The 13,115-nt window shown below is 33.1% G+C and carries 14 protein-coding genes; 2 read left to right on the top strand and 12 right to left on the bottom strand.

Annotated elements, in window-relative coordinates:
- Positions 1-423: 423 nt before the first annotated feature.
- From RCH18_RS13335 to RCH18_RS13300, 8 genes are all read right to left on the bottom strand, one after another.
- Complete coding sequence (locus tag RCH18_RS13335) at positions 424-1,263, bottom strand: hypothetical protein (protein WP_326937258.1); 840 nt, start codon at positions 1,261-1,263, stop codon at positions 424-426.
- 18 nt (positions 1,264-1,281) lie between these two features.
- Positions 1,282-2,100 carry a 3-deoxy-8-phosphooctulonate synthase gene (kdsA, locus tag RCH18_RS13330; RefSeq protein WP_326937257.1) on the bottom strand — a complete coding sequence of 273 codons (819 nt, stop codon included), beginning with the start codon at positions 2,098-2,100 and terminating at the stop codon, positions 1,282-1,284.
- 253 nt (positions 2,101-2,353) lie between these two features.
- On the bottom strand, positions 2,354-2,806 hold the full coding sequence (locus RCH18_RS13325) for a 2-dehydro-3-deoxyphosphooctonate aldolase (protein ID WP_326937256.1): 453 nt from the start codon (positions 2,804-2,806) through the stop codon (positions 2,354-2,356).
- Positions 2,807-3,148: 342 nt separating this feature from the next.
- Complete coding sequence (locus RCH18_RS13320; RefSeq protein ID WP_072991228.1) at positions 3,149-3,334, bottom strand: YgaP family membrane protein; 186 nt, start codon at positions 3,332-3,334, stop codon at positions 3,149-3,151.
- A 50-nt stretch (positions 3,335-3,384) separates the two neighbouring features.
- Entirely contained in the window at positions 3,385-3,690 is a 306-nt protein-coding gene (locus RCH18_RS13315; RefSeq protein WP_326937255.1) for a hypothetical protein, read from the bottom strand.
- A gap of 103 nt (positions 3,691-3,793) precedes the next feature.
- Complete coding sequence (locus RCH18_RS13310; protein WP_326937254.1) at positions 3,794-7,042, bottom strand: efflux RND transporter permease subunit; 3,249 nt, start codon at positions 7,040-7,042, stop codon at positions 3,794-3,796.
- A gap of 184 nt (positions 7,043-7,226) precedes the next feature.
- Positions 7,227-8,303, bottom strand: coding sequence for an efflux RND transporter periplasmic adaptor subunit (locus tag RCH18_RS13305; protein WP_326937253.1), 1,077 nt, complete (start codon positions 8,301-8,303; stop codon positions 7,227-7,229).
- Positions 8,304-8,472: 169 nt separating this feature from the next.
- A complete protein-coding gene (locus RCH18_RS13300; protein ID WP_326937252.1) occupies positions 8,473-9,786 on the bottom strand; it encodes a TolC family protein in 1,314 nt (437 codons plus the stop codon).
- Positions 9,787-10,003: 217 nt separating this feature from the next.
- On the opposite strand from RCH18_RS13300, the gene RCH18_RS13295 reads away from it, so the two are divergent.
- A complete protein-coding gene (locus RCH18_RS13295; RefSeq protein WP_326937259.1) occupies positions 10,004-10,567 on the top strand; it encodes a YeeE/YedE family protein in 564 nt (187 codons plus the stop codon).
- Between the two features lie 39 nt (positions 10,568-10,606).
- Entirely contained in the window at positions 10,607-11,023 is a 417-nt protein-coding gene (locus RCH18_RS13290; RefSeq protein WP_326937251.1) for a DUF6691 family protein, read from the top strand.
- A gap of 242 nt (positions 11,024-11,265) precedes the next feature.
- Here the strand turns inward: RCH18_RS13290 and RCH18_RS13285 are convergent, their stop codons facing one another.
- The 4 genes from RCH18_RS13285 to prmA all read right to left on the bottom strand — a co-directional run bounded on the left by RCH18_RS13285 (position 11,266) and on the right by prmA (position 13,088).
- Positions 11,266-11,409 carry a hypothetical protein gene (locus tag RCH18_RS13285; protein ID WP_326937250.1) on the bottom strand — a complete coding sequence of 48 codons (144 nt, stop codon included), beginning with the start codon at positions 11,407-11,409 and terminating at the stop codon, positions 11,266-11,268.
- Between the two features lie 38 nt (positions 11,410-11,447).
- Positions 11,448-11,738, bottom strand: a complete 291-nt coding sequence (locus RCH18_RS13280) for a lysoplasmalogenase family protein (RefSeq protein WP_326937249.1) — start codon at positions 11,736-11,738, stop codon at positions 11,448-11,450.
- A gap of 196 nt (positions 11,739-11,934) precedes the next feature.
- Complete coding sequence (locus tag RCH18_RS13275; protein ID WP_326937248.1) at positions 11,935-12,210, bottom strand: ATP-dependent Clp protease adaptor ClpS; 276 nt, start codon at positions 12,208-12,210, stop codon at positions 11,935-11,937.
- Positions 12,211-12,254: 44 nt separating this feature from the next.
- Positions 12,255-13,088 carry a 50S ribosomal protein L11 methyltransferase gene (gene prmA, locus RCH18_RS13270; protein WP_326937247.1) on the bottom strand — a complete coding sequence of 278 codons (834 nt, stop codon included), beginning with the start codon at positions 13,086-13,088 and terminating at the stop codon, positions 12,255-12,257.
- Positions 13,089-13,115 lie beyond the last annotated feature (27 nt).

Below are 13,115 nucleotides of genomic sequence, written 5' to 3'. Positions count from 1 at the left end.
AAGAGGTTATAGAAATTCGCAGCATTTCATAAAGATGGTGTATTATTTAGGAAATGCCTAAAATATATAATTCCACTAATTTAGGCGAAGAGCCAGAAATTATCAAAATGATAAATTTTTTCTTTCTCAATATTTAGATTGGTGTCCTTCATTAAAATTTTATATTTATTGAATTAAATTGAGTGAAAGCAGAAGATTTACCCTTATTGCTGAAATTTTATTAATTAAAAAAAAATAACCAGACTTTTCAAATTTAACTATTAATCTAAGATAAACCACAATGAAACGACAAAATATAAATAGATTATTAAATTGTTGAATTAAACAGTATAAAAAAAGAGGCTACCAATGCTGGCATCCTCTTTTATAATTTTTCTCTGTAATCTGTAAACCTTTATGCAACTGCGGAACTACAACATTTAATTAAACTCTAAATATTCCTCCAAAAGCTATTATTCTTTGAAAAAAGAAAAAATCTTGTGAGGCACTATCTTCAATACTTTGTGTGGTTCTGATATCTTGCATATTAATATAACCCCCTTTTAATTCTCCTTGGATATAAAAGTGTTTAAAAAATGTAACATTCAAACCCGCTTTCAAAGAGGTTCCAAAACCTGAAACATGAAAATCATCGTGGCGTTGTTTACCTAGTAACATGGTGTTTGTTTTTGGATAAAGCATCCCAAATCCTAAGCCCTCTGTAACATTAATTTGTACTTTATCAATATTGGGAAGTCTAAACAATTTTGAAATATCATCGTGTCTCGACACTTCAGTATTAACGTAATTTAACCCATCTGTATGTTCATAGGTTAAAAATTTTTCAGTCAAAAGAATCTGATTATTTGGCAGTAGTTCGTCGTAAGTTCCTGGGTTTGGATAAAACCCATTCAATTTAACAGCTTTATCTTGAGCCATCACATATTTCATGTGATCCACACCTATAGCAACACTATATTTATTAGAAATAAAGTAACCCAATCTAAAATTAGTTTGTGGAATCGTCATTCTTACTGGGTTCACGTAATCAACATGCCAACCTTTTGGCTTATCATGTGCGTCGGCGTTTTTAATAGTAAAATTATAATCTTTCCCTTTAAAGGTAATATCAGATTTAGAATAGTTATCTCTATTTCCTCCCCATGACACAAAGAATTTCCCTTTGTTATTTTCAGTATATTTATCTTGTATATTGATTTGCTCTTGAGCAAAAGTGTTACTAGAAAATCCGAACAATACGAATAATAAAAATTTATTTTTCAATGAAATTGTATGTTTAATTTAAAATGTATTTATTGTTTTTCTGATAGCCACTAATTTTATCATTAAGGATTCAAAATAATCCAAATGCAGCATATTAGCACCATCACTTTTTGCATTAGCTGGATCAAAATGGGTTTCTATAAAAATTCCATCAACTCCCACAGCGATACCAGCTTTAGCTACAGTCTCAATCATATCAGGTCTTCCGCCCGTTACACCTGCAGATTGATTGGGTTGTTGTAAGGAATGCGTAACATCAAGAATTGTTGTAGCGTATTGCTGCATAGTAGGAATACCTCTAAAATCAACAATCATGTCTTGGTAACCAAACATCGTTCCTCGATCGGTAACCATTACATTTTCATTTTGGCAATCTAATACTTTTTGTACCGCGTGTTTCATGCTTTCAGGACTCATAAATTGTCCTTTTTTCAGGTTGACTACTTTTCCAGTATTTGCTGCAGCCACAACTAGATCTGTTTGCCGTACTAGAAAAGCAGGAATTTGTAAAACATCAACATATTGAGCAGCCATATCAGCATCTTCATTCGTATGAATATCAGTAACTGTTGGTACTTTAAAAGTCTCTGAAACTTTTCTAAGAATTTTAAGCGCTTTCTCATCGCCAATTCCTGAAAAACTATCAATTCGAGAGCGATTTGCTTTTTTGAAAGATCCTTTGAAAACAAAAGGAATTTGTAAATTATCAGTGATGCCAACTAGCTTTTCAGCAATTCGCATAGCCATTTCTTCGCTTTCAATAGCGCAAGGACCAGCTAATAGGAAGAAGTTACCACTTTCAGTATGTTTAATTTGGGGAATATTGTTTATGTTCATAGTAGTTGTTTTTTGAGAGTGCAAAGATAGTTAGGTTTTATGACTCTAGTTTATGGTTTCTGCTTTTATTTGGAGCTATTTACTTCGTCAGTTCGCTGCGCTCGTGTCCTGCTCCCGAAGCATCGGAGCGTTACCAATGGTTATTGCGAGAAATGAAACAGTACCACGAAAAAAAGCTTTAGGTAGAGAATTTACACTGGTTATGAGTGTCCTTATTATCTGAAAATAAATTTAATGGATCCTGTTTAAAACTCTAATTTTTCTTTAAACTAAACCCAACTGGAACCATCAAAATTCCTTTTTCATAAATATTCAAATACAGTTTGATTGGTTTTTTTTGACCTTCCCATTTTAACTCATAGACATCAAGAAAACCCGCGCCTAAGTCGGTTCTCTTTGTTGGAAAAGGACAGCAACTTTCTAATTTTGAAAAATTTATTTTTTCGCCCTTGGGCCCGGCCAAAGCATTTAGAAAACGCTCTTGATTCACGGTTTCATTTCTCGTGTTTTGGAAAAAAATATTAACAGGGTAATCGGCATTATAACCGTATTTTTTATCGGTGCTATATTCTGTAATCACAAAAGTATTTTCTCGTGAAAGCACTAAATTTGGCGCATTATCATCAACGTTTTTTAAAGTAGATTTAGTGCTTACACAAGAAGAAGTAACAATAAAAAGGGCGATCAAGAGAATGGATTTTTTCATATTGTTCATAATTCTGTAACATTAAAAATAATTTGTAATTGTTTTAACAATTCATTATTTAGAGTTACAAAGATAATCAGAACTTTAAATTCTATCGATTACAATATGTTTTTTTTGTCAATTGAAGTATCAAAATAATTCACATGTTTTAATCTATAATCATAATTCAATAATTCTATTTCTAAAATTATAATTTATTCGTACGTCTTAAATGCTAAAAACCAATTACTATTCTTTATTCACGAATCACGAATGACGAATCACGAATGACGAATCACGAATGACGAATCACGAATGACGAATCACCAATCACGAATCACGAGTTGCTATTCACGCACAAAACTAATCCTTCACTCCTAATTTTGCTAAAATAGTATCCATCAAACACCATTTACTAATAGATGACTGTAATAAATTAGCTCCTACAAATGCAGTAAACCATAACCAATTTTGGTTTACATATATTGATAAAAGCAAACTAATTAATATAAAGCTTCCCGCTACGAATCTTACTATTCTGTTTTTCATAATGTTAGTGCGAGGAATGAAGTAATCTCATCCTCTTAATTTATTTGTTATTAATTTGATTTTTCGATATTGAGTACAGCAATATGAATGTTTGACATGGTCACTTGTTTAGTATTGAAATCGTTAACCAAATCAAATAAGGGATCAATATTTTCTTTTTTTACAAAAGCGTAAAAGAGTATAGACTCTGTTTCAGTTATGTCAGATGCAAACCAATTGCTTTCAATCGCTTCTTCTGAAAGATCTGTAAAACCCTTTACTTCTTTATAAGTAAAGGTTTTTACATGAACTTTTTTTAGCATTTGCTTAATCTCTTTTTCAAAATCTAAGACAGCAGTTATTATAAGTAGTTTCATAGTTTATATTTTAAAAGTCCAAAGTCCAAAGTCCAAAGTCCAAAGTCCAAAGTCCAAAGTCCACAGTCGAAAGCTTCAACAGCTTTTCGTTAATAAATGTTCTTTATAATTTAGTAGAAGACTCTGTTTCTTGCTCCCCAACTTTAGATTGGTTGGGAGAGGATTCCCATTTTTTTCTTTCTACAATGTAATAAATTAATGGTACTACTAGCAATGTTAAAATTGTAGAAACAATTGCTCCAAACACTAATGAAATCGCTAATCCCTGAAACAATGGATCAAACAATATAATAGATGCTCCAATAACTACTGCTCCTGTGGTTAACAAAATAGGAGAGGTTCGCACAGCTCCAGCTTCTATAATTGCTTGTTTCAACGGAATTCCGTCTTCCAATCTAATTTCGATAAAGTCAATCAGTAGTACCGAGTTTCGAACCATTACACCAGCTAAGGCGATCATCCCAATAAACGAAGTCGCTGTGAAATAAGCACCTAACAACCAGTGACCAAAAACAATTCCAATCAACGATAGCGGAATAGCTAACATCATTACAATTGGTGTTTTAAAGTTCTGGAACCATCCTACAATTAGCATATAGATAATGACTATTGCAACTAAAAATGCAACTCCTAAATCACGGAATACTTCCAGGGTAATTTGCCATTCTCCATCCCATTTTATGGTAAAATTACTTTCGTCAGTAGGTTGCTCCATATACAGTTCTTCGACTTTGTAGCCTTTAGGAACTTTCATTTTAGTGAGTTGTTCGCTCATTCCTAGGATAGCATATACCGGACTTTCTAGTGCTCCAGCCATATCAGCTGTTACATAAACTACTCGTTTTTGATCTTTTCTGTAAATAGTTTTTTGTAAAGTATCGGTTTTTACTTTTACTAAATCACTTATTGGAATCATATTGCCTTGACTTCCTTTAATTTTTAAATTCTGAATATCTTGTAAGCTCGTTTTGTCTTTATCATCAAGCGAAAGAACAATGGCTACATTATCATTTGAATTTTCATCATATAAATTTGCAATAGGATACTCTTTTAATAAATAGGTTAAATTCCCCACTACCTGCTGCGGAGCGATTCCGTTAAGCATCGCTTTTTCCTTATCTACTTCAAGTTTGTATTCCACTTGATTGTCTTCAACCATCCAATCGATGTCGACTACATCAGCGGTGTTTTCTAAAATGGTTTTTACTTGCTTTGCAACTTTTATTTGCTCATCATAATTAGGCCCTCCATATATTTCAGCAACTAGCGTTGATAAAACTGGCGGTCCTGGTGGCACTTCAATCAGTTTCACATTTGCACCATATTTTTTAGCTATCTTCTGAACATCGGCTCGCATATCTCTCGCAATGGCGTGACTTTGTATCGTTCTTTCTTCCTTGTGTAGTAAATTAACTTGAATATCAGCCATATTACTACCGCCACGCATGTCGTAATGACGCACTAATCCGTTAAAAGTAATAGGAGCAGAGGTGCCAATATAATTTTGATAATTTACCACTTCTGGTCTTGCTGATAAGTACTGTGCAATTTCTTTAGTGACAACAGTTGTGCGCTCTAGTGTAGTTCCTTCTGGCATATCAATCACTACTTGAAACTCATTTTTGTTGTCAAAAGGCAACATTTTTACCACCACCGATTTTGTAAAAAACATAAAAACCGAACCAATTAATAAAATAACTGTTACCGCTAATAAAATTCTTCTTTTCGGACTACTTTCTAATAATGGTCTTTCTAGCTTATTGTATATTTTATAAATACGGCTTGTTTCTAATCCTTCTGATTCTTTATGTTCTTGCGTATCTTTTTCTTGAAGTAAATGATATCCTAAATACGGTGTAACTGTCAAGGCTACAAATAGCGATAAAATCATTGCAATCGAAGCGCCAATAGGCATCGGACTCATATAAGGCCCCATCATTCCTGATACAAAAGCCATTGGTAAAATCGCTGCAATAACTGTAAAAGTGGCTAATATTGTTGGATTTCCTACTTCATTTATCGCGTAAATAGCTGCTTGTTTAAACGGCAGTCGCTTCATCTTGAAATGGCGGTGCATATTCTCTGCAATAATGATACTATCATCAACCACAATTCCCACTACGAAAACCAAGGCAAAAAGTGTAATTCTATTTAAAGTGTAATCCAATAAATAATAACTAAATAAAGTCAGTGCAAAGGTTAATGGAACCGAGAAAAACACCACTAATCCACCGCGCCATCCCATAGCTAACATCACTAAAACAGTCACTGCAACAATCGCAATAAATAAGTGAAATAAAAGTTCGCCTACTTTATCTGAGGCTGTTTCACCATAATTTCTAGTTACTTCAACATGAACATCATCAGGAATTAAATCTTTCTTCAATAACTCCACTTTATTAAGGATTTTCTCCGAAATCTTCATCGCATCAGCTCCTTTTACTTTTCCTATAGAGATCGTAACAGCAGGATATTCTGATTTTGCCGTTTTAAATTTTTTATTGGCTTTGCCATACCCAAAAGAAACATAACTACGAGGCGTTTCCGGTCCGTCTTGCACTTTAGCTACTTGCTTTAAATAGACAGGCATATTTTTATTAATACCCACCACTAAATTTTCTACATCCTCAGCATTCGATAAAAATTGGCCAGTAGTCACTAAGTATTCTTGATCATTTTGAACAAAACCACCTGATTGTGAACTGCCGTTATTGGCTTGAATCATTTGCATTATTCCCAAAGCATCCACGCCATTTTCGGCCATTTTATCTTTGTCTAAAACTACTTTTAACGCACGATTACTACCGCCAATTTCTTTGGTAATGGCTACATCTTTAATTTTCTCAATCTCCGAAGTTACTTCTTCAGCAATTTGGCGAATTTGAAAAGCATCTTCTTTTTCGCTCCATAAAGTAATCCCTAACATCGGAACATCATCAATTGAACGTGTTTTCACCATTGGTTTATACACTCCTTTTGGGAACATATCCTCATGTTTCGCTAATTCATCGTATAATTTTACATACGAACGCTCCACATCTTGACCTACATAAAACTGAACAATCAACATCGCCTGACCGTTCATCGCCATTGTATGCACATGTTCAACGCCTTTTATGTTAGATATAATTTTCTCCAACGGTTTTGCCACACGACTTTCAACCTCTGACGGACTCGCACCTGGATAACCAACTAAAATGTCAGCCATGGGTACATTTATCTGCGGCTCTTCTTCCCTAGGAATTAAAAACGAACTATAAACTCCAATAATCATCAAACCAATCATCAATAAGATGGTGAGTTTTGAGTTCATGAAAAAACTGGCTATTTTACCTGAAATACCTTCTTGCATTGTTTTTTATTTATTTGGGCGTGACCCTCCCAAAAGGTCGGGTCGGGCTATCCGTTACAATCTTTTTGTCTCGTTTATCAACGATACAAAAAGGATTTTCACTACTATCCCTCACGCAGAATTAATGACAAAATCTTCTTAATTATCTGTACTGAACACTAAGCACTACTCACTGACCACTGAGCTACTGACCACTCACAGGAACTCCATTGTATAACTTTCCGTCTGCCGAAACGATATATCGCTCATCAGCCGAAAGACCGGATAAAACTTCAACTTGTTCTCCAAAACTTTTCCCAATACGCAACCATCTCAATATGGCTACATTTCCAGTTCCTACGGTATATATTCCAGTTAATTGTCCTTGTTTTACTAAAGCTGATTCTGGTACTAAAAGCACTTCGCTTTTTGATGAGTTTACTTTATTTTCAATTGGAAACTGAATATTCACAAACATTCCTGATAGTACGGTAGCATCTGTTTTATCTAAATCTACTTTTACTAAATATTGTCCTCCAGTATTAGTAGCCGAAATGCTGACTTCGCTTACCTTTCCTTTTAATTTCTCATTAGAGGATTTAACTAAAACGCTAACTGGCATTCCTTTTTTAATTGCAGCAATATCATTTTCAGAAACCATTGCTATAACTTGTAATTTAGATGCACCTTCAACACTGATTAACGGCATTCCTGGATTTGCCATATCACCTTCTTTTACAAAAGTATTGGTTACTACTCCCGTAAATGGAGCTGTGATATTAGAGTAATTAAACTGCGCTATGACTTCATTTCTCATTTGTTTTGCACCTTCTAATCCTGCCTTAGCCATTTCGTAGCGCGCCGTCATATCATCTAATTCTTTTTGAGAAGCACTTTGCTGTTTGAACAAATTAACAAAACGATCGTAATCTTTTTTAGCACTGTTAAAACCTGCTGTAGCTTGAAGAATACTGGCATCTACTTGCGCTCTTTTAGCTTGAAGATCCGTATTGTTAATGCTCATTAGTAACTGTCCCACATTTACTTTTTGACCCACTTGCACATGAACTTTAGTTACATATCCCATCATTCTAGTGCTTAAGTTAGCGCTATTTTTAGCTTCAATCTTTCCACTTGCAGTTACAAACGGACTATTAGTGTTTTCAGAAACTCCACTTACTTTTACAGCGATAGCAGGTTCTTTTACAATCTCTTCTTTCTTTTCGCTGTTACAAGAAGCTAAAATTAACAAGGCTATTACGGGTATAAATATCTTTTTCATAGTTTTATTTTTATTGATTTTTTGGTATCCTGCAAGGTTTCTTTCAACCTTGCAGGTATGCTTTGAATGATTAGAATAACAATATTTTAATTCTCTAATACCTACAAGGTTTTGAAAACCTTGCAGGATAAAATTCGATATGTGATTTTTGACATTACCATTTATTATTTTATTTAGTTAAAAATTGTAAATAGTTTTGAGTGAAATTATATTCAAAGACAGCTTGTAAAAATTCTAATTCTTTTTGAAACATCAGTGTTTCTGATTGTAACAAGTCGGTTGTTTTTTCTAATCCTTGAGTAAAACGGTTGCTACGAATACGATAAGCTTCTTGTGATTGTTCCAAAACCAGCTTAGAAAGATTCACCTTGTTTTCAGCATCTTTTAGCTGTCGGCTGGCTTTGCTCAATTCCATTTGGCTTTTAGCTTTGTATTGTTGGGTTTCAATCTCTGATTTGTGGAATTCTGCTTTCGCCTTTTCCATTTTTCCTATCGATCTATAACCGTCGAACAAACTCCATGACAATTGCGCTCCAACTAAGTATCCTTTTGCATTAGTTCCAAATAAAGTGTCATCGTACAATTCGTAACTTCCGAAAGCATTTAACCTAGGTAAAAAGTTCATTTTGCTCGATTGTAGCATTTTTGCGTAAGCCTCGGATGATTTATCCATCGCTTGTACGTCTTTTCTAGTGTTGGAAAGTGTAGTATTTATACTTTCGATGACAATCGAATTTTCTAATTCCTCAATTGGTTTATAAACTTTGTTTGTATTGTCTTCATTTAAAAGGAAAGCCAAATAATCAGAAGCATTTTGCACATTACTTTTAGCATACTGTAATTGATTTTTAATTTCATTTACACGTACTTGTACTGAAAGTAAATCTGTTTTTTGAAGAATACCTTGTTTAAAATAGTTTTCTATCAATTTCAAGTTGGCATCAGCCGTTTTATTTGCTTTTTCTAAAACAGTTACCGCTTTATAACCCAATTGCAATTCCATAAAAGCTTTGTTAACTTCAAGTTCTAAATATTCTTTAGTTCTTTCTGTTTGTAAAGCGAAAGCTTCCATTTTTGCCTTTGCTGCTTGCCTTCCGTAAATTCCATCTACATTAATTAAAGGCTGTAAGACTTCAAATTTTGTTGCAAAGTTTTTTGTTGTTGCTGGATTATTTAGTCTCGCTGGATCAAAATCAGAAGCTGTTAAAATTTCCTGATTTAATTTAGATCCAAAAGCCATTAAAGGATTTGTGGTCGATATAGCAGTATGAGCGAGGGTGATACTAGGTAAAAACAGTGAATTTGACTGTCTATAATCCGCTTGTGCCGATTTAAAATCTTGATTTACCATTTTGATTTGGAGATTTTTATCGGATGCTTTTAACCAAATATCTTGTTTAGAAATAGTCAATGTATCTTGACTAAATCCTAAAGTAGAAATGGATAGAATTCCTAAGAGTAGTATAAAATTTATTTTCTTCATAATTGCTTTATCTTGATTATGAAGCAAAGATATAGTGACAAAATAGGGCATACGGTAACATAAGTCACACTTGACTAGAAATGTAATTTTTCCATTATATTATATGGAGTTATTTCTTTTACTATTGCACATAAAATAGCTTTGTAATCAGTGCTTTTCATGTACAAACTCTTTTTTTTTTATGAAAATGCAACCTATATTTGTCAAAAAACAAAAGATGGAAATTGTGTTTCATACGTGGCCTTGGTACGTTTCAGGATTTATAATAGGTCTAATAATGCTAAGTTTAATTTATTTTGGAAAAACCTTTGGAATGTCTTCTAATTTACGTTCGTTATGTTCAATAGCTGGTTTAGGAAAAAAAGTTTCTTTTTTTGACTTTGACTGGAAAGCACAGCGTTGGAATTTAGTGGTTGTTATAGGAGCTATGATAGGTGGATTTGTTGCTGTCAATTTTATGAGTGATCCATCAAATGTTTCGATAAGTCCGCAAACTATCTACCAACTAGGTGAAATGGGAATTGACGCACCAAACGGGAAGTTGATGCCACAAGCCCTTTTTGGACTAGAAATTTTAGAATCACCAAAAACTATTTTAATTCTTTTAACGGGAGGTTTATTAATTGGTTTTGGTTCGCGCTACGCTGGCGGTTGTACTTCAGGGCACGCCATTGCGGGATTAAGTAATTTACAAATTCCTTCCTTGAAAGCGGTTGTTGGATTCTTTATTGGCGGATTGATTATGGCACATTTTTTATTACCAATAATTATAGGGAAATAATACTTTAATAATCAAATTTTACAAATCAGAAAAAAAAGCATGAAAAACATTTTAAAATACTTAGTAGTTGGATTTATTTTCGGAATAGTTCTAACCAAATCAGAAGCTGTTTCTTGGTATCGTATTTATGAAATGTTCCAATTTCAATCCTTCCACATGTACGGAATTATTTCAGTAGCAATTTTGACAGGAGTAATTGGAATACAATTGATTAAAAGAAAAAATATAACAGATATAAAAGGAAAAGCAATCGTTATTGAAGACAAAGAAAAAGGATCCGCCCGTTACTGGATCGGTGGCATTCTATTTGGGTTAGGTTGGGCACTAGTTGGTTCCTGTCCGGGACCTATATTTATATTAATAGGAGCTGGTTTCTGGACTGTTTTTATAGTGCTTTTTGGAGCGCTTTTAGGAACTTATTTGTATGGAGTTTTAAAAAATAAATTACCTCATTAATCGTGATTTCAACAAGTTAAAAAGCTGCATTTTCTAAAGAATTTGCAGCTTTTTTTGTTTAATTGTAAAATACCACGTACTACTAAATATTGCCCTGTCAGGTGAGTTGACATTATAAAAAATGCGTTATTCTGTATAGCAACATAAAATTTATCAAATACTAAAATACTACTGGAAGCCACAAAAAAAATAACTCATATTGAAATATAGCTATTTGCTGGCTTATGCCAATTTAGAAACCCTTATAAAGCAAAAACTAACATGATGCAAATTGTCATTTCATAGACAAATACAGGAATGAATAATGGACCTAAATAAGGCATCAAAATCAACATCATTGCCGCTAAATAAATGATGATTGGGGTAATTCCAATCCAGTAAATCATTTTGCTTTTTTGATATATATCTTTAATTGCTTGTTAAATTAAAGAATATAAAAAATGTACGAAAGTAAAAAAGCGATAAATCCTCCAATAAAATAAATGTCTGCCATAGCAGCAAATAGTAGAAATAGCTCACCAATCCATGAAAATAATAATGCAGTTAATAATAGTTTTTTACTGAGAAAGTCATTATGTAACTTAACTGCGATAAGAAGTAAAGGAAGTAAAAAAGGTTTTAAAAACCACGCAATATTTACGCGTCCTACTGTAACGTTGATTAAGTAAATAATGCTCAAACCGATAAATATTTTTAACAAGTTGCTACTTTGCATCTTTTACTTTTTCGTTTTTAAAAAGTGTGATAATTAAAAAATAAAATGAACGATTAAATTGGAGATCTGTAAATTTCTTTACTACTTCTTTTAAGTATTTTCCATAAAAAAAACTCTTTTCTATTCAATTATAGAATAAAAAGAGTTTTTTTGAATTATTTACCACAAATTTTATGGAAAAAAAATATGTAAATTCTTAGATTATTTCGGCACTTAATCCTGCTTCTAATAATTGCGTACATTGAGGTTTTAACTTTTCGAAAGAACCTGTTTTTACCGTGCATTTTCCATTATAGTGTATAATTAATGAGCATTGTTCAGCTTGTTCAGGAGCATGCTCGCAAACGCGCATTAGTGTTTCTATAACATGGTCAAAAGTATTTACGTCATCATTGTAAACTACGATTTCATTATCTAATTGTATCGCTTCTTTGACACTTACTCTTTCTCTTACTTTTTCTTTAGTACTCATTTTGTAGTGTTTATACTTTCGTAATTATTAAAAAAATAGATAAACTAATTTACGTATTTTAAAGATACCCAATTGTTTCTTTCGAGTTTTTTAACAAAAGTTAATCCTTTCTCTGTGCAAGAAGAGTCGATAAAGCGAATGTCCTCATTATAAAAACCGCTCAATAACAAAGTTCCCCTTGGATTCAAACAATCAACATAACTTTGCATATCATTCAACAAAATGTTTCTATTGATATTCGCAATTATTAAATCGTATTTTTTGCCTTTCAGTAATGCTGCTTCTCCCTCATAAACTGTAATATGAGTACAATTATTGCGTTCTACATTTTCCATAGAATTCAAATAGCACCAGTTGTCAATATCAATTGCATCAATGGGTTTTGCACCTTTCATTTCAGCAAGTATCGCTAAAATTGCGGTTCCGCAACCCATATCAAGCGTTTTCATTCCGGCTACATCCATCGCTAGTAAATGCTGGATCATCATGTGAGTGGTTTCGTGATGTCCGGTTCCAAAACTCATTTTTGGCTCAATAATGATGTCAAATTCAGCAGCTGTTTTAGGATGAAAAGGAGCACGAACATGACAATTGCCATCAACGTCAATTGCTTCAAAGTTTTTTTCCCATTCTTCGTTCCAGTTTACTTGCTCGATTTCTTCAAAAGTATAATCGATCGTGAATTCCTCTGATTGTAAAATACGTATGTCATTAAGAATCATTTCATCCCATAAATCTTTTTGTACAAAAGCTGAAATTCCCGTTTCTGTTTCAGTAAAACTCTCAAATGCTCTTTCACCAAGCTCCGCTATCAGAATCTCAGAACCCAAATCTTTTGGTTCAATAGTAAAATGATAGCCTATATATATATTTGACATCTTATTTTTTTTGCAAAGGTAACAATC

Source organism: Flavobacterium sp. PL11, assembly GCF_035985025.1.
Lineage (GTDB): Bacteria > Bacteroidota > Bacteroidia > Flavobacteriales > Flavobacteriaceae > Flavobacterium.
Note: the sequence above shows the minus strand (reverse complement) of the source record. Positions and strands in the feature narration are given on the sequence as shown.